Annotated in this window: 14 protein-coding genes; 9 read left to right on the top strand and 5 right to left on the bottom strand. The window is 65.6% G+C overall.

Features of this window, described 5'->3' with window-relative positions:
* Positions 1–6: 6 nt before the first annotated feature.
* Positions 7–1,092, bottom strand: a complete 1,086-nt coding sequence (locus QQS52_RS00300) for a glutathione S-transferase C-terminal domain-containing protein (protein ID WP_472772044.1) — start codon at positions 1,090–1,092, stop codon at positions 7–9.
* A gap of 149 nt (positions 1,093–1,241) precedes the next feature.
* Here QQS52_RS00300 and QQS52_RS00295 point away from each other — a divergent pair, with 149 nt between their 5' ends.
* On the top strand, positions 1,242–2,471 hold the full coding sequence (locus tag QQS52_RS00295; RefSeq protein ID WP_472772043.1) for a DoxX family protein: 1,230 nt from the start codon (positions 1,242–1,244) through the stop codon (positions 2,469–2,471).
* A 164-nt stretch (positions 2,472–2,635) separates the two neighbouring features.
* On the opposite strand, the gene QQS52_RS00290 is transcribed toward QQS52_RS00295, so the two are convergent.
* Entirely contained in the window at positions 2,636–3,514 is an 879-nt protein-coding gene (locus tag QQS52_RS00290; RefSeq protein WP_472772042.1) for an HNH endonuclease signature motif containing protein, read from the bottom strand.
* A 23-nt stretch (positions 3,515–3,537) separates the two neighbouring features.
* On the opposite strand from QQS52_RS00290, the gene QQS52_RS00285 reads away from it, so the two are divergent.
* Positions 3,538–4,881, top strand: a complete 1,344-nt coding sequence (locus tag QQS52_RS00285) for an IS256 family transposase (RefSeq protein WP_472772041.1) — start codon at positions 3,538–3,540, stop codon at positions 4,879–4,881.
* A gap of 391 nt (positions 4,882–5,272) precedes the next feature.
* Here the strand turns inward: QQS52_RS00285 and QQS52_RS00280 are convergent, their stop codons facing one another.
* The 3 genes from QQS52_RS00280 to QQS52_RS00270 all read right to left on the bottom strand — a co-directional run bounded on the left by QQS52_RS00280 (position 5,273) and on the right by QQS52_RS00270 (position 9,167).
* Positions 5,273–6,559: a glycosyltransferase family 87 protein gene (locus QQS52_RS00280; protein ID WP_472772040.1), complete on the bottom strand. Its 1,287-nt coding sequence runs from the start codon at positions 6,557–6,559 to the stop codon at positions 5,273–5,275.
* Between the two features lie 49 nt (positions 6,560–6,608).
* A complete protein-coding gene (ilvD, locus tag QQS52_RS00275; protein ID WP_472772039.1) occupies positions 6,609–8,462 on the bottom strand; it encodes a dihydroxy-acid dehydratase in 1,854 nt (617 codons plus the stop codon).
* A 96-nt stretch (positions 8,463–8,558) separates the two neighbouring features.
* Entirely contained in the window at positions 8,559–9,167 is a 609-nt protein-coding gene (locus tag QQS52_RS00270; RefSeq protein ID WP_472772038.1) for a PH domain-containing protein, read from the bottom strand.
* 414 nt (positions 9,168–9,581) lie between these two features.
* Between QQS52_RS00270 and QQS52_RS00265 the strand changes: the two genes are divergently transcribed.
* From QQS52_RS00265 to serA, 7 genes are all read left to right on the top strand, one after another.
* Complete coding sequence (locus QQS52_RS00265; RefSeq protein WP_472772037.1) at positions 9,582–11,417, top strand: acetolactate synthase large subunit; 1,836 nt, start codon at positions 9,582–9,584, stop codon at positions 11,415–11,417.
* Between the two features lie 2 nt (positions 11,418–11,419).
* On the top strand, positions 11,420–11,935 hold the full coding sequence (gene ilvN / locus QQS52_RS00260; protein WP_070769661.1) for an acetolactate synthase small subunit: 516 nt from the start codon (positions 11,420–11,422) through the stop codon (positions 11,933–11,935).
* A 78-nt stretch (positions 11,936–12,013) separates the two neighbouring features.
* Positions 12,014–13,030, top strand: coding sequence for a ketol-acid reductoisomerase (gene ilvC / locus QQS52_RS00255; RefSeq protein WP_472772036.1), 1,017 nt, complete (start codon positions 12,014–12,016; stop codon positions 13,028–13,030).
* A gap of 49 nt (positions 13,031–13,079) precedes the next feature.
* Positions 13,080–14,015 (top strand): cation diffusion facilitator family transporter, encoded by a 936-nt coding sequence (locus QQS52_RS00250; RefSeq protein ID WP_472772035.1) that lies wholly within the window; start codon positions 13,080–13,082, stop codon positions 14,013–14,015.
* 21 nt (positions 14,016–14,036) lie between these two features.
* Positions 14,037–15,842 (top strand): GmrSD restriction endonuclease domain-containing protein, encoded by a 1,806-nt coding sequence (locus QQS52_RS00245; RefSeq protein WP_472772034.1) that lies wholly within the window; start codon positions 14,037–14,039, stop codon positions 15,840–15,842.
* Positions 15,832–16,779: a hypothetical protein gene (locus tag QQS52_RS00240; protein WP_472772033.1), complete on the top strand. Its 948-nt coding sequence runs from the start codon at positions 15,832–15,834 to the stop codon at positions 16,777–16,779. Before QQS52_RS00245 ends, QQS52_RS00240 begins: the two co-directional genes overlap by 11 nt.
* A 64-nt stretch (positions 16,780–16,843) precedes the next feature.
* Positions 16,844–18,430, top strand: a complete 1,587-nt coding sequence (gene serA / locus QQS52_RS00235; RefSeq protein WP_472772032.1) for a phosphoglycerate dehydrogenase — start codon at positions 16,844–16,846, stop codon at positions 18,428–18,430.
* Positions 18,431–18,475 lie beyond the last annotated feature (45 nt).

Below are 18,475 nucleotides of genomic sequence, written 5' to 3'. Positions count from 1 at the left end.
CGCGGCTTAGCCGAAGAGCTCTTCCTGGAAGGGCTCTGGGTTCTTGAGCTCCTCGCCCTTCGGTAGGGCGCCGGGCAGCGTGGTGCCCTCGGCGAAGGGGCTGCCGCCGAAGCGGTCGCGGTCGTGCGGCTGGGCCAGCCAGGACATGTCCGGACCGACCGAGACGACCTGGGTGGGGTTTACTTCCTTGTGCACGATGAAATAGTGCTGCTTGATTTCGGTGAAGTCGGTGGTGTCGCCGAAGCCCGGGATCTGGAAGAGCTCCTGCAGGTAGCCCCGGATGTTCGGCAGTTCGGAGGTCTTGTGGCGGGAACACTTGAAGTGGGAGTAGTAGACCGGATCGAAGCGCACAAGCGTGACGAAGAGGCGGATATCGGTCTCGGTGACGTGCTCGCCGACCAGGTAGCGCTGCTGGCCCAAGCGCTCTTCGACCCAGTCGAGGGCCTCCCAGAGGTCCGCATAGGCCCTTTCGTAGGCCTCCTGGCTGCCGGCGAAACCGCAGCGGTAGACGCCGTTGTTGATGTTGCGGAAGATGTAATCGTTGAGCTCGTCGATTTCGGCGGCGTGCGCGGCGGGGTAGAGGTTAGGAGCGCCGGCGCGGTGGTAGTCGGTCCACTCGGTGATGAAATCGCGCACGATGGAGTTGTAGTCGTTCGTCACGACCTTACCACTGGCCACCTCCACGATGGCCGGCACCGTGATCCCGCGCGGGTAATCGGGGAAGCGGGCGAAGTAGGCGTCCTCCAGGCGAGGGATGCGCAGGACCGGGTCGACGCCGTCGGGATCCAGGTCGAAGGTCCAGGAGCGCACGTCGTGGGTTGGGCCGGCCAGTCCCAGAGAAAGGGTGCCCTCCAGGCCCACCAGGCGGCGAGTGATGACGGAGCGGTGCGCCCAGGGGCAGGCGCGGGCGGCGATGAGACGGTAGTGATCGGCGGCCATTGGCCAGCTGACGGTGCCGTCGTCGTTGTTGTTGTGGCGCTCGGTGAGTCCAGCGACAAAGCGGTCGGTGATGTAGTTGGTGTCGCGGACGAATTCGCCGTCCGAGGAGGCGTTGTGCGGGTCGCCGGCCCAGTCTTGGTCCTTGTCGGTCATGGTTCCTCCTAGGTCTTGGCTAATGACCCTAGTGTACCCACAAGCGTGACGCGTCAACAAAGGTGGGAGGGTCTCGATTTGCACACGATGTCGCGGCGCGCCGAGGGAGGTGGTCCGCGCGGACGCTCAGCTGGCCTAAGTTGGCAGTTATGACCCAGAACAACAAGCCAGATAACGCCCGTGACCTAGGCGATGACTTTGACGACGTTCCAACCTACACTGGGCCCTCCCAGTCTTCCGGCCAGGGCACCGCGCGTCCCCTAAAGCGAGACGATGCCCCGGAGACCACCGAGTTCGGCCAGGCCGCCAAGCCGGGCGAGATGGCCGAGTCCGTCCAGGCCGGCGCCCCGGGCAAGCCCGCGCCGAAGTGGAGCTCCCTCTTCGAGCGCGCCGGCCGCGCCCAGCCGCAGAACATCGAGCCGCGCGCTGCCGCCGCCGAGCCGGAGACAGAGGACGCCGCTGGGGTCTCGGCGGCAGGCAACGAGGCCGAGACCACCACCTTTAGCGCCTCCGGTGCGCCGGCCGCCGCACCGGCTTCCGCGGCGGACCCGACCGTCCAGCTCGACCGCGGGGCACGCGATCCTCGCGGCTCCCGCGACTCCCGCGAGTCTGAGGCCTATGCCGATCGCGACTTCGCCGAGCGTCGCGCCGACGAGCCCGCCACCCGGTACCAGCCGGCCGCCACGCCGCAGGAGACCATGGCGCTGGATCCGAATGAGCCGGACTACGCCGCGACCGCCCAGGTCCCGGCCAGCGAGCAGTACGCTCCCGACGGACAGCCCCTCTACGCCGGCACCACCGATGCCTCCTATGCTCCCGACGTGGCCGAGGCCCCCGAGGCTTCCGAAACCGCCGCCTCTGCCAAGCGCGGCACCATTGACTTCGGCCTGCTGCTGGTCCGCCTCGGCTTGGGTGTCTACCTCATCCTGGCGGGCCTGCGCCCGCTGCTGCAGCTGGGCGATTCCGCCGGTCTGAGCGAGGTCACCGAGCAGTTCGCCGGCTACCCGTGGGCCGACATACTGGGCGTTGGCGTCCCGGTCGCGCAGTTGGTCGCTGGCGCCTTCCTGGTCTTGGGCCTGTTGTCGCCAGTCGCCGCGATGCTAGCAACCGTCGTCACCGGCTTTACCGCTCTGCACGCCCTCGCTGTTTCTGGGGGCGGGCTCAACGTCTTTAACTGGCCGGAATCGGTGTGGCTGTCGGTCGTGTTGTTCGTTATCGCTCTGGGTGTTCAGTTCACCGGCCCGGGCGTTATCTCGCTGGACTTCGGCCGCTCGTGGGCGCGTCGTCCGCTGGCGTCCTCGTGGGTCTTCATCGTTCTGGGCTTGGTCGCCCTGGGGGCCATCTGGTGGTTCGGCGCAGGGCTAAACCCGCTGAACTAGCCTAAACGCACGCCGAATAGGCACGCCGAGTGGGCGCTACGGAGTGGTTTCCGTGGCGCCTTTTCGCGTGTTTAGGCAGTCGTGGGGTTCGGCTGGCCTTGTTCCTTGTGGCGGCCTCTCGCGGCTGACCCCCGTGTCAGCCGTTGGCCGTGAGCCGTTGGCCGTTAGGGCCTGTTGCTCCAGGGTGGGTCCCAGGTGACTGTGCCGTGTCTTCGGGTGATCCTGCCGTGTCTGGGGTAGGCCGGGTCGTCGTCGTTCCAGGAGTTGTGGAACTCGCACAACAGGGTGAGGTTTTCTTGGTTGGTTTCACCGCCGTCTGCCCAGGGGTGGATGTGGTGGACTTGGCACTCGTCGGCTGGTTTGCGGCAGTTCGGCCAGGCGCACCGGGTGGTTTCGGCTTTGGCCATGTCTTTTTGCTTGGGCGAGGCGTGCCGTTGGTAGCGGTATTGGTTGACCGGCCCGCGCCTCGGGTCCACCAGGGTGGCTAGGCCGGCATCGAGTAGGCATTGGCGGATGTAGTCGGCTCCGGTCATGGTGGTGCCGTTGCTGAGCTGCAGGGTGATCTCGTCGCCGTCGCCGGTAAGGATGCGTACCCAGTCGGGTAGGGAGATGACCACGTGGGTGGTTTTGGGTTGTTTTTCGAGGCCGCCGCTGAACAAGGCTTCGACGTCGGGGATGGTTTTAATTGATGCCCAGAGGTTTTCTATCAGCTGCGGGTCCCCGGTAATGGAGAAAGTACTGGGCCCGTCCTTGCGGCGGGTCACGCGTACGCCTTCGGTGGGTGGGGTCGGGCGGTTGAGCTCCAAGACTTTTTGGTTGGCTAGGCGGCGCAGTTGTGTGGTGGTGCCGGGGGTGTTGCACAACTCGATGAGCATGGCCCAGGCGTCGGCCTGGTTGCGTACTCGGCGGAAGGCGTTGTCCAGCACTAAGAGGGTGTCGAGGTGGTGTCCGGATTCGGCGGCGGCTTTCCGGGCGGCGGCTTGCTTTTTCGTAAAGGATGTCGTCCCGAGAGAGTGTCTGATGGTTTGTGTGTGGGTTCCCAACCTGCATGAGGAGATGGACCAGAATGACAACTGTGGCACGACGAGATCCGGCTGATAAGGCCAAAATTGATGCGATTGAAAAGAAGCTGCTTGCTAACCCTGAAATCGCGAAACTCATTGATGACCTAGGCACGTCGACAACGGATGCCAACGACCTGGTTCGGGGCATGTTGCAGGCCTCGATTACTAGGGGACTCAACGCTGAGATGGATGCCCACCTTGGCTATGAGTCTGGCGACAGGAGCGGCAAAGCTGCTGCTGGGACAGACAATCACCGCAACGGGTCGTATTCAAAGACCGTGGATTCTCACTACGGGCCAGTCACCGTTGATATCCCGAGAGATCGAGCGGGCACATTCTTGCCGACTATGGTCCCTAAAGGCTCGAGGAGACTGACCGACGTCGATGACATGATCGTCAGCTTGTATGCCGGTGGGATGACCATTAGGGACATCCAGCACCATATGGCAACTGCCATGCGGGTTGATATCTCTCATGAGACGGTTTCTGCGGTTACTGACGCCGTCTTGGATGAGGTCATGGTCTGGCAAAACCGCCAGTTAGACGAGTTCTACCCGGTCATTTTTCTCGATGCACTACGTATTAAAGTCCGCGACGGTGGCCGGGTAGTCAACAAGTCCGCGTATATGGCAATCGGTGTGGATCTTGACGGTATCAAGCACATTTTAGGATTGTGGATCGCCAAAGAAGAAGGCGCTTCATTCTGGGCGCAGGTATGCGCCAATCTTTCCAATCGTGGGGTCAAGGACGTCTTTATCGTCTGTTGTGACGGGCTGAAAGGCCTGCCAGAGGCAGTGGAGGCAACGTGGCCGAACTCGATGGTGCAAACCTGTATCGTGCACCTGATTCGTGCCGCTAACCGGTGGGTAGCCTACGGGGATCGCCGGGGCGTATCGGCGGCGTTGAAAAAGATTTACACCGCCGCGGATGAACCCACAGCTAAGGTTGCTTTAGACGAATTTGAAGCCTCTGAATTGGGAGAAAAGTATCCACGCTCAGTCAAGGTCTGGCGAGATGCTTGGGCGCGTTTCGTACCGTTTCTGCAGTTCCCACCAGCGGCCAGAAAGGTTATCTATACGACGAATTCGATTGAATCATTCAACAATGAACTGCGTAAAGCTACCCGCAACAGGGTGCAGTTCACCAACGATGAATCAGCGATGAAGACGCTGTGGTTGATGATCTGTAATATCGAAGACAAACGAGCCGCCAAGAGGGCGAAGCAGGGCAAACGAGTCTCAGCAACAGCCGGCAGACTCATGGAAGGAGCCCGAGTTTCCGGCTGGAAACAAGCCATTAACCAAATGGCCGTGGCCTACCCCGACCGCTTCGATAAGTACCTATAAACCTAACCTCACACACAAACAACTTGACACGCTTCGTCCCGAAGAAGGTGTGGCAGGCACGACAGTGCGCGGTGGCGGCAACGTCGGACATGACCGCCTTCAAGCTAGGCAGGCTGAGCTGGCGGCACAGGTCCAAATACTGGATCCCGTCCGCGAAGATGGCGTGCGCTGCTTTTACAGTGTCCAAGGCTGTCGTTGCTGTCATGCCTCACACGCTAGAAGCGGCTGACCACCCCGACAAGGGCCGAAATACGGATCTGTGGATAACTCGGGGCGCTATAACCGTCTTGCGCCAACCATCCACAGGCCGAATACGGCCGTTTTCGTGGCGCCACCTGCCCAAAGGCCGAAAAATGGAGCAATGTGCCCAAGTAGGCATCGTCAGGCAAATTTAGGCAGAAAGAAGCCCCCGAGGGTGGGATTCTGTGGACAACTCCCGCCGCGACTGCTTCAGCGCGCAGTAGGCGTACAGGGCGCCCGCGATGACAATGAGCCACACGAAGTCACTGACGAGGAACTTCTGCATGGAGTTGAGCCCGTAGACGTCGATGTCGTCGCCGAACCACCACTTGGGTGGCACAGTCAGCAAAAGGAAGGCCCAGGCGGCCACCACGGCGATGAGGCTGCCGGCGACCCAGGTCTGGTGCCGCCACGACCACGCGCGGTAAGTCAGCACTGGCAAGATGAGCGCCAGCCAGACCCAGTGGTGCGACCAGGAAACCGGTGAGATGAGAAGCATGACGACGGCGGCGGTGAGGGCGGCATCGATGTCCAGGCCGCGGCGGAAGAGGCCACGCATGAGCCAGGCGCCAGCCCCGACGATGACTAGGACCCCGATAAGCCACGCCACGTTGATGAGCGTGCTGTGGGCCTCGGCGGCCTCGGCGGAGCTGAACGCGCGCTCGAGCACGCCCTTCCACGAGCTGTTGGATTGGTAGGCGGTGCCGACGCCGAAATCATCGCCAGACCCCATGGCCAGCATTTTGCCGAAGAAGAACTCCACGAAGACGTCCCAGCGCACCGCCGCGGCCAGGGCGGTCGCGATGACGCCGGAGACGGCGGCGGTGATAATTGGCTTGGCTTCCTTGCGGACGAGGAAATACAGCAGCATGGCGGCCGGGGTCAGCTTAATGGCGGCCGCCACCCCGATGAGCCAGCCCTGCGGCAGGTAGCGCTTGCGCGGCACGAGGTCGAAAACCACCAAGGTCATGACGACCATGTTCACCTGCGCGAAGCCGTTGTTGAGCTCGACCGGCTCGAAGCCCAGCAGAACGGCCCAGACCAAGCAGACGACCGCCAGGAAGTTGCGGCGCGTCATCGCCGGCAGGATGGAGCGGGCGACGAAAAAGAGACACGCGAGCAACAGCAGATCGGACAGCACGATCATGATGTCGCCGGCCAGGTCATCGCTCATCCAGTCGAAGGCGGCTAGCGGCACCATCATTAGCGCGCCGAAGGGCGGGTAGATAAATGGCAGCGCGATATCGCCGGCGTACATGGGCTCCGAATAGACCTCGCCGCCGGACAGGAAGGCCTTGACCCCCTCGCGGTAGATGATCATGTCGACGGGGAAGTCGGTGATCAGGGTATGGGCGATCATTTTGCCCACGCCGCCGAGTAGACCGGCGGCGATGAGCAGGTAGGCCAGAAGCGGCGGGACGCGGCGTTGGGTAGTCACCCCGGAGAGTTTAGGCCACTTGTCCGCGCCTCGGGGCGATCGACGTGGCCTAGTGGACGTGGCCGTCCACGACGCGCACGGCGCCGCGGTCGGCGGAGGTCGCTAGGGCGGCGTACGCGCGCAGCGCCTTGGTCACCGGCCGGTTGCGGTCCACCGGGGTGAACGGGTGCTCGCGCTCCAGCTGGGCGGCGTGGCGGCGGGCCAGCTGGTCGTCGGCGACTGCCAGCTCCAGGCGGCGGGCGCGCACGTCGATGTGGATGGTGTCGCCGTTTTCGATGAGCCCGATGAGCCCGCCGTGCGCGGCCTCCGGCGAGATGTGCCCAATGGACAGCCCCGAGGTGCCGCCGGAGAAGCGCCCGTCGGTGATCAGCGCGCACTTCTTTCCCAGCCCGGCGCCCTTGAGGAAGGACGTCGGGTGGAGCATCTCCTGCATGCCGGGGCCGCCGGCGGGGCCTTCGTAGCGGATGACCAGGACCTCCCCGGCCTGTACCTCTTTGTTGAGGATGGCGGAAACGGCCTGCTCCTGGGATTCGACCACGCGGGCCGGGCCGCTGAAGGTCCACAGCTCCTCTTCGACGCCGGCGGCCTTGATGACGGCTCCGTCGGGGGCCAGGTTGCCGCGCAGGACTACGAGTCCGCCGTCGGCGGAGTAGGCGTGCTCGGCGGAGTGGATGCAGCCGTCCTTTTGATCGGTATCCAGCGAGGACCAGCGGTTCGACGTGGAAAACGGCTCGGTCGTGCGCACCCCGCCGGGCGCGGCGTAGAACAGTTCCTCGGCGGCCGGGATATGGGCCCCGCCGCGGATGTCCCAGTCGTCGAGCCACTGGTTGGCGTCGTCGTAGCAGACGGTGTGCACGGAGGTGTCGAGGTGGCCGGCGCGGCGCAGCTCGCCCAGGATGGCGGGGATGCCGCCGGCACGGTGGACGTCCTCGATGTGCCACACGCCGTTCGGCGCGACCTTGGATAGGCAGGGCACGCGGTCGGAGATGGCCTCGATGTCGCGCAGGTCGAAGTCGACGTCGCCCTCCTGGGCGGCCGCCAGCGTGTGGAGGATCGTGTTGGTGGACCCGCCCATGGCCATGTCCAGCGCCAGGGCGTTGGTGAACGCGGCCTTGCTAGCGATGCTCCGCGGCAGCATCCGGTCGTCTTCCTGACCGTAGTAGCGCTGGCACAGCTCGACGATTGTCTCGCCGGCCTGCTCGAACAGACGCCGGCGCTGGGCGTGGGTGGCCAGGGTGGTGCCGTTGCCGGGCAGGGCCAGGCCCAGGGCCTCGGTCAGGCAGTTCATGGAGTTGGCCGTGAACATGCCGGAGCAGGAACCACAGGTGGGGCAGGCGGATTCTTCGACGGTGGTCAGGGCGGCATCGGAAACCGCGTCGGAGGCCGAGGCCGTGATCGCGGTGATGAGATCGGTGGGCTGGTGGGCCACGCCGTCGACGACCACGGCCTTGCCGGCCTCCATTGGCCCGCCGGAGACGAAGATGGTGGGGATGTTCAGGCGCAGCGCGGCGTTGAGCATGCCCGGGGTGATCTTGTCGCAGTTGGAGATGCAGACTAGGGCGTCGGCGGTGTGCGCGTTGACCATGTACTCGATGGAGTCGGAGATGATCTCGCGGCTGGGCAGCGAGTAGAGCATGCCGGAGTGGCCCATGGCGATGCCGTCGTCAACGGCGATGGTGTTGAATTCCTTGGGCACGCCTCCGGCGGCGCGCACGGACTCGGCGACGATGTCACCGACGTTTTTCAGGTGCACGTGGCCGGGAACGAACTGGGTGAAGGAGTTGGCGATGGCTACAATGGGCTTGCCGAAGTCGTTTTCACCGGTACCGGTCGCGCGCCAGAGCGCGCGGGCTCCGGCGGCTTGCCGGCCAACGGTGGTGGTTTTTGAGCGCAGCGGGTACATGGGGGTCTAAAGCCTTGACCTTTCTACAGGCACACGGGGATATCAGGAAAGAAGAGGCAGAGCCGTACCGCCAGCGCGGATGAGGTGGCCGCGCGCCTAGTCGGGGTTCGAGTCGGTATGGGTGGCCGAGTCGCCCTCGGTGGCTTGGTAGGCAGCATACTCTTCCTTGGACATGAGAACCTGCTGCCCGTCGCGGTGGATGACCACGACCTTGTCGTCGGCGGCCTTTTTACCTGCGCTGAGCGCGTCCGGGATGCGCCCGCGGGAGGCCCGCGCCAGGTCGGGGAGTGAATTAAAGGTTACCCCCGGAAGGTTGAATTTCTTGCCCTGTCGGGTGGCGGCGAAGGCGTGGGCCCACTTGAATCCGATGCCCGCGAAGTCCCCCCACGGCAGGCGGACGTCCCCGCGGAAGCCGTAGCGGATGGCGATGCCGTCCTCACTCACCGTCGTGCGCGCCCGCAGCACCCACCAGAAAGCCAGCGCGGGGATGATGAGCAGCCAGCCCAAAACCAACGGCTTCCAGGAGATGATAAGTACCGCGATGGCGGTGAGCAGGACGATGGCGAGCAGGTTGGTGCGCTCGGGCCGAAAGACCGTGGTTTGCCCGGCCGGGGATTTAGGGGCCGTACGGGCGCGATTTTTATTCGGCGTCTCCGGGCGGGCCGGGCGGTTGGTGCGGGAGGGTCGGCGCTGCGGTGTGCTCATGGCTATCCATGCTAGTGGACGGGGGTTAGCGTGCGAAAACTCCCCACACGTTTCATTGTATGGTCAAATATGCGGTTTTAATTTCAGGCAATGAGATAACCCCGGCTAGGGGTAAAGGGGTTGTGGCGAAAATCCGGCTGTGTATGATGCAGGTCATGATCATTATTCGACTTCAGCTAGTACTCGCACCCGAGCGGCGCTCGCCGTAGCGGCTAACTGTTGTCGTATACGTCAAGCGCCCTCGACGCGGAACCACCAGAGGCAGGTTCCCGCCGGGGGCTTTGTCGTATCGGCAGACCCGGGCCGGCAATGATCATCGCCTCGCACCCAGGAGGTGGTAGCCGACATGAAAAACCCACAACAACCACTAAGAACAACGACAGACAACGCATAGTTCGAAGGAGCGAATCTACCGTGGCAGCTTCACCCACTCCCACGCCCGCTTCCGTGGCAGCCCGAACCGGCACTCCTGTTCGTGAGAGGCTCACCGGAGCCCAGGCTATTGTCCGCACGCTAGAGGATCTCGGAACTGAGCTGGTCTTCGGCATCCCGGGTGGCGCTGTGCTCCCGTTGTACGACGCGCTGGCCCACTCGGCACGCCTGCGCCACGTGCTCACCCGGCACGAGCAAGGCGCCGGGCATGCGGCCGAGGGCTTCGCCCAGGCCTCCGGGCAGGTAGGGGTGTGCATCGCTACCTCCGGCCCGGGCGCGACCAACCTGGTCACCCCGCTGGCCGACGCCATGCTGGACTCCGTGCCGGTCGTCGCCATCACCGGCCAGGTCGGATCCAACCTGTTGGGCACCGACGCCTTCCAGGAGGCGGATATCCGCGGCATCACGATGCCGATCACCAAGCACAACTTCATCGTCGCCACGCCCGAGGAAATCCCCGGAGCTATCGCCGCCGCCTTCCACTTGGCGTCGACGGGTCGACCGGGCCCCGTGCTGGTCGACATCCCGAAGGACGTGCAAAACGGCACGCTGGACTACACCGCCCCGACGCGCCTGGAGCTGCCCGGCTACAAGCCGGTCACGCGTCCGCACGCGCGCCAGATCAACCAGGCGGTCGAGCTGATAGCTGCTTCCCGCAAGCCGGTGCTCTACATCGGCGGCGGGGTCATCAAGGCCAACGCCGAAAAGGAGCTGCGGGAATTCGCCGAGTTCACCGGCATCCCCGTGGTGACCACGCTGATGGCGCTGGGCGCGTTCCCGGAGTCGCACCCGCAGCACCTGGGCATGCCTGGCATGCACGGCACGGTGCCGGCGGTCGCGGCCATGCAGCGCTCCGACCTGCTGATCGCCATCGGCGCCCGGTTCGATGACCGGGTGACGGGCGATACGGCATCGTTCGCGCCTGGGGCCCGTGTTATCCATGCGGACGTGGACCCGGCCGAGATTGGGAAGAACCGGGAGGTGGATATCCCCATCGTGGGCGATGCCCGCGAGGTCCTCCACCAGCTGCAGCGGGGGTTCCAGGGCCCGCCCCAGCCCCAGCTGCCCGAGCTGGACCGCTGGCGGGCTTACCTGGACGACCTGTGCGAGCGCTACCCGCGCGGGTGGGAGCCGACCACGGACGGCCTGCTCAACCCGCAGTTCGTGTTGGAGCAGCTGAGCAAGCTGGCCGGCTCGGAGGCCATCTATTGCTCCGGGGTGGGCCAGCACCAGATGTGGGCCGCGCAGTTCGTCGACTTCGAGCGCCCGCGCAGCTGGATCAACTCCGGCGGCGCCGGGACGATGGGCTATGCGGTGCCCGCCGCGCTGGGCGCCAAGGCCGCCAACCCGGACCGCGAGGTCTGGGCCATCGACGGCGACGGCTGCTTCCAGATGACTAACCAGGAGCTGACGACCGCGGCTATCGAGGGCTTTCCCATCAAGGTGGCGGTCATCAATAACGGCAACCTCGGCATGGTGCGCCAGTGGCAGACGCTGTTTTTCAACGGCAACTACTCGCACACCAAGCTGCGCGAGGCAGCCACCTTTCTGCCGGACTTCGTGCAGCTGTCTCAGGCGCTGGGCTGCGAGGCCATTCGCGTGACCTGCGAGGAGGAAGTCGCCCCGGCCATCGAGCGGGCCCGCGCTATCAACGACCGCCCAGTCGTCATCGACTTCATCGTCGGCGAGGACGCCCAGGTCTGGCCGATGGTCGGCGGCGGGGCATCGAACGAGGAAATTCAGTACGCCCAGGGGCTGCGGCCCCTGTTCGCGGAAGAGTCCAGCAAGGACTTGGACGCGACCGGAGAGGAGAGCTAACCATGGCAGCAACCGATGTCACCCGGCACACGCTGTCGGTGCTCGTCCAAGACGGGGAGGGGATCATCTCCCGCGTGGCGGGGATGTTTACCCGTCGCGGATATTCCATTATCTCTTTCGTCTCGGCGCGCACGGAGACCGAAGGCATTAACCGTCTGACCATCGTGGCGGATGCCAACGAGATTGTGATTGAGCAGATCACCAAGCAGCTCAACAAGCTCATTCCGGTCATCAAGGTCGTCGAGCTGGAGGAGGACTCCTCGGTCGCGCGGGCCATCATGCTGGTCAAGGTTGCGGCTGACAATGCGAACCGGCCCCAAGTGGTCGACGCGGTCAACATCTTCCGCGCCCGCGTGGTCGATGTGGCTCCCGAGTCTGTCGTCGTCGAAGCGACCGGCACCCCCGGCAAGCTCCAAGCCTTGCTGGACGTGTTGGAACCGTTCGGTGTGCGCGAGCTAGTGCAGTCTGGACACGTGGCGCTCTCGCGCGGCCCCAAGGCGATGGCCCCACCCAAATAAACGAATAATCACCCTGGCCGTTTAAGGCCACCGTTTTCCACCCACCAATACTAAGGAAAGAAAGTAGGTTTATACCTCATGGCAATCCAGACCTTTTACGACGACGACGCAGATCTGTCCATCATCCAGGGCCGCAAGGTAGCCGTCATCGGCTACGGCTCCCAGGGCCATGCCCACGCCCAGAACCTGCGCGAGTCCGGCGTCGAGGTCACCATCGGCCTGCGCGACGGCAGCAAGTCCGCCGAAAAGGCCGAGGAGGCCGGCTTCCGGGTCACCTCCGTCGCCGAGGCCGCCGAGTGGGCCGACCTGGTCATGCTGCTGGCGCCGGATACCTCCCAGAAGGAAATCTACGACAACCAGATCGCGCCGCACCTGCAGGACGGCGACGCCCTCTTCTTCGGCCACGGCCTGAACATCCACTTCCACCTGATCGAGCCGGCCGACAACATCACCGTCGGAATGGTCGCCCCGAAGGGCCCGGGCCATCTGGTGCGCCGCCAGTTCCTGGACGGTAAGGGCGTTCCCTGCCTGATCGCCGTCGAGCAGGACCCGAAGGGCAACGGCCAGGATCTGGCCCTGTCGTACGCGGCCGCCATCGGTGGTGCCCGTGCCGGCGTCATCCCGACCACCTTCGAGGCCGAAACCGTCACCGACCTCTTCGGCGAGCAGGCCGTCCTGTGCGGCGGCGCGGAGTTCCTCATCAAGACCGGCTTCGAGGTCCTAGTGGAGGCCGGCTATGAGCCGGAGATGGCCTACTTCGAGGTCCTGCACGAGATGAAGCTCATCGTGGACCTGATGTTCGAGGGCGGCATCGCCAACATGAACTACTCGGTCTCTGATACCGCGGAGTTCGGCGGCTACCTGTCCGGCCCGCGCGTCATCGACGAGGGTGCCAAGCAGCGCATGCGCGAAATCCTGTCCGATATCCAGGATGGAACCTTTACCAAGCGCCTGATCGCCAACGTCGAGGGCGGCAACAAGGAGCTGGAGGGCCTGCGCCAGGAGTTCGCCGACCACCAGATTGAAAAGACCGGCGCGCAGCTGCGCGACCTGATGAGCTGGGTCAAGGTCGAGCTGACCGACACCGCCCACTAGGTTTTCAAACTATTTTCAATAGCCGGTTTTTCGGCTATACTCAGTGGGTATGACAACGCACGGCCACGGTCACAGTCATGATCACTCGCCCGGCATTGACCCACAGACCACCCCGTTGCGGGCGCTGGTTACGGCGCTCGCTGTCACGGGCACGGTGTTTTTCGCGGAGGTCGCCGGCGGCGTGATCTCCGGCTCGTTGGCGCTGCTGGCCGACGCCATGCACATGCTCTCCGATGCCACTGGGCTCATCCTGGCGGTCATCGCCGTGGTCATCGGCCGCAAGGCCGCCTCGTCCCGGGCCACCTACGGCTACCGGGGGGTGGAGGCGCTCGCCGCCGCGGTCAACGCCGTGGCGGTCGTGGCCGTGTCCGTGTGGATCGTCATCTCCGCTTTGCTGCGCCTGAGCAACGACGAGACGGTGGACCCGCACGTGATGGGCGGGGTGGCCGTCGTCGGCCTGCTGGCCAACGCCATCAGCGCGTGGGTGCTGCACCGGCAGCGCAGCGCCTCCCTCAACGTCGAGGGCGCGTTCCTGCACGTGCTGACTGACCTGTTGGGCTCGGTGGCAGTGGTGGTGGCGGCCGTCGTCATCTACTTCACCGGCTGGCACGCCGCCGACACGATCGCCTCGCTGGCCATTGCCACCATCGTCGCCCCGCGCGCCATCAAGCTGCTGGGCGCGTCCTTGTCCGTACTGCTGGCCCGGGTGCCCGCCGGCTACGACATCGCGGAAATCTCCGCCGTGCTGGAGCAAATCCCGCGGGTGTGCGCCGTCCACGACCTGCACGTCTGGTCGGTCAGCGGCACCGAGACGCTGGCCACCTGCCACCTGGTGGTCAACGACGATTTCTCCACCGGCCCGGTGCTGGATAGGGCGCAGGAGATCCTGCACGAGATGGGCATCGAGCATTCCACCATCCAGCTCGAGCACCCCGGGCACCAGGCGCACGAGACAACCTGTACTGAGCACTCGCACCGGGATTAGGCCGGGGTTAAGCTAGGCGGCATGGGTTTCACCACGCCAAGCTATGACCTGCCCGACCTGTTCGCCCGCATCGACCGCGGGGATATCCAGCTGCCCGATTTCCAGCGCTCTTACGCCTGGGACGAAGACCGCATCCGTTCTTTAATCGTGACCGTCCTGCGTGGCTACCCCATGGGGGCGATGATGGCCCTGGACACGCGCAACGAGCCGCAGCGGTTCCGGCCGCGCCAGATTAGCGGGGCCCCGGCCACCGACAGTGCGCCCGGCATGCTGCTGCTGGACGGCCAGCAGCGCCTGACCAGCCTCTACCACTGCTTCCGCGGCTCCGGCGAGGTAGAGACCACCGATTTTCGCTCCAAGAAGATAACCCGCAGCTTCTTCGTCGACGTGCGCAGCGCCGTGCGCGGGGACCTGCTGCCGGACGAGGCGGTCTTCGCCGTCAACCAGGCTGGGCTGGTTCGCTCCCACTTCGGCCCGGACATCGAAGGCAACCTGCACGAGCGCCACCAGCAGGTGGCCAACCTCTGCCTGCCGGTCGCCGCGCTGCTGGGCGAGGAGGGCCCCGCGCTGCTTTTCGATATGGCCGCCCAGGCCGGCGAAGGCGACCGGGAGCTGCTCGCGGCCTTCCAGCACCGGGTCATGGCGCCGCTGAACGGCTACCACACGCCGATCATCCGGCTGGCGCGCCACACGGCGCGTGCGGGCGTGGGCTCCATCTTTGTCCAGGCCAACGCCGCGGGCCTGCAGATGGACGTCTTCGACCTGCTCACCGCGGTCTTCGCCGCCGAGGACCCGAACTTCCACCTGGCCCGGGACTGGGAGGTGACCGAGCGGGTGCTGCGGGACTACCCGGCGCTGGACGGCATCGGCCGCACGCAGTTCTTGTCGGCCGTATCCCTGCTGGTTACCGGCTCCCGGGGACTTGCGCGCGGGCAGCGCGAGGACATCCTGAACCTGCGGCTGGCCGACTACCAAAAGGCCACCGAGACGCTGCGGATTACCTTCCGCGAGGTCGCCGAATTCCTGTCGCAGCGCTGCATCTTCGAGCTGGACCAGGTGCCTTACAGCGCCCAGATCGTGCCGCTGGCGGTGATTTTGGCCCAGCTGAGCGACGCCCGCGGCGAGCACGGCCGGGTCTTGAGCTCCCAGGCGGCCTGGGACAAGCTCAACCAGTGGTTCTGGTGCGGGGTCTTCGGCGAACTCTACGGCTCGGCGGCTGTGAAGCTGCGCTCGGCCCGCGACGTCGACGAGGTCACCGCCTGGGTCGAGGGCAAGGCGGACCGAGCGCCGAAGACGGTGCGCGACGCGCAGTTTAGCGAGTCCCGTCTGCTGTCCGCCGGCCCGGATGACGGCGTATTCCACGCCATCTACGCGCTGCTGATGGGCAGGGGAGCGCGGGACTGGCGCACCGCCCAGCCGTTTAACCGCGGCACCATCGGGGAGCTGCAGCCGGGCTTCGAACCAGTCTTCCCGCTACCGTGGGCGAAAAAGCACGGGGTGGCGGCCGCTTTGGCGGAGTCCGTGCTCAACCGCGCGCCCATGGGCAAGCGCACCGAGGTGGTTCTGGACGGCTATTCGCCGGCGCGCTACCTGCCCCGGGTACAATCCAAGTCTTTAATGGAAGACCACGAGTTCGCAGCCGTTTTGGCCAGCCACGAGCTCGACCCGGACTACCTGTGGGCCGCCGATTTCGACGGCTTCCTGCGGGATCGCCGCCAGCGCCTGGTGGCGATGATCGAATACGCCATGGGCAAGCCGGTGCGTCGGGACGTGGACGAGGCCGATCTGACTGCCGGAGAAGAAGGACCGCAAGCCTTTGTTCGCTAAAGGTGTTCGCCCCCGCGCTGCAGTCGTCGCCGCCCACGTCGCGTCGGTGGCGCTCTGCCTGACGTTGGCCGGCTGCCACGACGTGCTCCACCAGCCGACGGCGGTGCCCACGGATTCGGTTACCCCGGCAGAATCCGACATCAACTTAGACGACGCGGCGGCCGAGAATCGCAACCGCATGGTCAAGGAGGAGTTCAAGGGTCATTTCTACGTCTTCGAGGACCCGTACGGGCTGGAGACGCTGCGCTACTTTTTCCCGGAGTCGCCGACGCTGGTCATTAGCGACCAGCGGGATTCCTCCAAGCTGCGGGCGGCCTCTATCGCGGTGTCCCAGCGCGCGCCCATGCTGGTCTACGACGAGTCCATCCGCCAGGACATCTACACGGAGATGATCCGGCTGGGCGTGGACCGGGCGTTGATAGTCGGCCGGGTGCCCATGACAGCATCGGACGGCGCCGTGCGCCTCATCCAGGACCCGGGCACGACCTGGGCGCTGGGGCAGATCACGGCCTTCCAGTTCGAGAGCAAGGTCGTGGCCAACCGGGAGAATATGGCGCGCGCGGTCGCGCACCTAGACGGGCGGACCCGCACGGAGCTGAAGGCGGCCTGGGAGCCGCTGGAGCGGCTCGAGGACGAAGAGGCCGTGCCGCTGCCGGCGCAGTCGCGGCGCGACGCGGACATGGCGCCCATCGTGGTGGCCACGGAGGCGGCATCGGTGGCGTCGGTGGCCAACGCCCGGTCTTATGGGGCGGGCGTGCGGATGATGCCTACAGCCGACCCGCGGGACTCGAAGGTCTCGCAGGCCATGGTCGAGGGGATGGAGGACGGCCCGCTGGTGGCTCTTGGCCCCGAATTCGGGGATGAAAAACTATTAGCCGATAGAATTAGGGAAGGCTGGTCGGAACCGCGTCCTGTCAGCAGCGTTCCCGCTGCATAGCTAGGGTACACGGGAAGTCCAGCCGGGTCCCTCTTTTTTAAGTCAACAACCCCAGGAGCCTTCAATGACCAAGCCCCTAGTAGTGATAGCCGACAAGCTTGCCCAGTCCACCGTCGACGCGCTTGGTGAGTCCGTGGAGGTCAAGTGGGTCGACGGCCCGAACCGGGCCGAGCTGCTGGCGGCCGTCCCAGCTGCCGATGCCCTCTTGGTGCGCTCCGCCACCACCGTGGACGCGGAGGTGCTCGCCGCCGCCACCAACCTGAAGATCGTCGGCCGCGCCGGCGTCGGACTCGACAACGTCGACATCGACGCGGCCACCGAGCGCGGCGTCATGGTGGTGAACGCGCCGACCTCGAATATCCACTCCGCCTGCGAGCAGGCCATCGCCCTGCTGCTGGCCACCGCCCGCCAGGTGCCCGCCGCCGACCGCAGCCTGCGCGAGGGGCGCTGGGCGCGCTCCGAGTTCAAGGGCGTGGAGGTCTACGGCAAGACCGTCGGCATCGTCGGCTTCGGACACATCGGGCAGCTTTTCGCCCAGCGCCTGAAGGCTTTCGAGACCACACTGCTGGCCTACGACCCGTACGCCAACCCGGCCCGGGCTGGGTCCCTCGGCGTCGAGCTGGTCGAGCTCGACGAGCTGATGGAGCGCTCCGACTTCGTGACCATCCACCTGCCGAAGACCCCGGAGACCGCCGGGATGTTCGACGCCGAGCTGCTGGCTAAGGCTAAGCCCGGCCAGATCCTCATTAACGCCGCCCGCGGCGGGCTGGTGGACGAGGTCGCGCTGGCCGAATCCATCCGCTCGGGCCGCCACCGCGGCGCCGGCTTCGACGTCTACGCCACCGAGCCGTGCACCGACTCGCCGCTCTTCGAGCTGGACGCGGTGACCGTCTCCCCGCACCTGGGCGCTTCCACGGTGGAGGCCCAGGACCGCGCGGGCACGGACGTGGCGGCCTCGGTGCTCAAGGCGCTGGCCGGCGAGTTCGTCCCAGACGCGGTCAACGTCTCCGGCGGCCGCGTGGGCGAGGAGGTCGCCCTGTGGCTGGAGCTGGCCCGCAAGGTCGGCCTGGCCGCCGGCAAGCTGCTGGATTCCCCGGCCGTGGCCATCGAGGTCCAGGCCTGCGGCGAGCTAGCCAGCGAGGACCCGGGCGTGCTGGGACTATCCGCCGTGCGCGGCCTGTTCAGCGGCGTGGTGGACGAGCCGGTCACCTTCGTCAACGCCATGCAGATCGCCGAGAGCCGCGGCGTCGACGTACGCGTCGGCACCGGCGAGGTCGCCCAGGGACACAGCTCCGTGCTGCGCGTGAAGGTCATCGGCTCCAGCGGCGAGGTCTCCGTTCTGGAGGGCGCGCGCACCGGCATCGACGGCGTGGAGAAGATCTTGCGCATCGATGGCCGCGGCGTTGACATGCGGGCCCAGGGCCGCAACCTGTTCTTCCGCTACGCCGATGCCCCGGGCGCGCTCGGCACGGTCGGCACGGTGCTGGGCGGAGCCCGGATCAACATCGAGGCCGCCGCGCTGACCCAGGGCAAGCTGGCCGACGACGCCGTCCTCATCCTGCGCGTGGACAACCCGGTCTCCAGCGAGCTGACCGACGAGATCTGCGACAAGCTGGGGGCGACCTGCTTGCAGTTGAAGTTCGACGCGTAGGCCTCTAGACGCTAGGCCTCTAAACGAAGCCTTGGCGAGAATATG

Source organism: Corynebacterium sp. 1103A (assembly GCF_055700955.1).
The sequence above is the reverse complement of the archived record's forward strand: the minus strand, read 5'-3'. Positions and strand labels throughout refer to the sequence as shown.

What these genes read in the sequence shown, in the direction of transcription:
- QQS52_RS00300 (WP_472772044.1), bottom strand. Translation starts at nt 1,092, where the DNA reads ATGACCGACAAGGACCAAGACTGGGCCGGCGACCCGCACAACGCCTCC.
- QQS52_RS00295 (WP_472772043.1), top strand. Translation starts at nt 1,242, where the DNA reads ATGACCCAGAACAACAAGCCAGATAACGCCCGTGACCTAGGCGATGAC.
- QQS52_RS00285 (WP_472772041.1), top strand. Translation starts at nt 3,538, where the DNA reads ATGACAACTGTGGCACGACGAGATCCGGCTGATAAGGCCAAAATTGAT.
- ilvD (WP_472772039.1), bottom strand. Translation starts at nt 8,462, where the DNA reads ATGTACCCGCTGCGCTCAAAAACCACCACCGTTGGCCGGCAAGCCGCC.
- QQS52_RS00270 (WP_472772038.1), bottom strand. Translation starts at nt 9,167, where the DNA reads ATGAGCACACCGCAGCGCCGACCCTCCCGCACCAACCGCCCGGCCCGC.
- ilvN (WP_070769661.1), top strand. Translation starts at nt 11,420, where the DNA reads ATGGCAGCAACCGATGTCACCCGGCACACGCTGTCGGTGCTCGTCCAA.
- ilvC (WP_472772036.1), top strand. Translation starts at nt 12,014, where the DNA reads ATGGCAATCCAGACCTTTTACGACGACGACGCAGATCTGTCCATCATC.
- QQS52_RS00250 (WP_472772035.1), top strand. Translation starts at nt 13,080, where the DNA reads ATGACAACGCACGGCCACGGTCACAGTCATGATCACTCGCCCGGCATT.
- QQS52_RS00245 (WP_472772034.1), top strand. Translation starts at nt 14,037, where the DNA reads ATGGGTTTCACCACGCCAAGCTATGACCTGCCCGACCTGTTCGCCCGC.
- serA (WP_472772032.1), top strand. Translation starts at nt 16,844, where the DNA reads ATGACCAAGCCCCTAGTAGTGATAGCCGACAAGCTTGCCCAGTCCACC.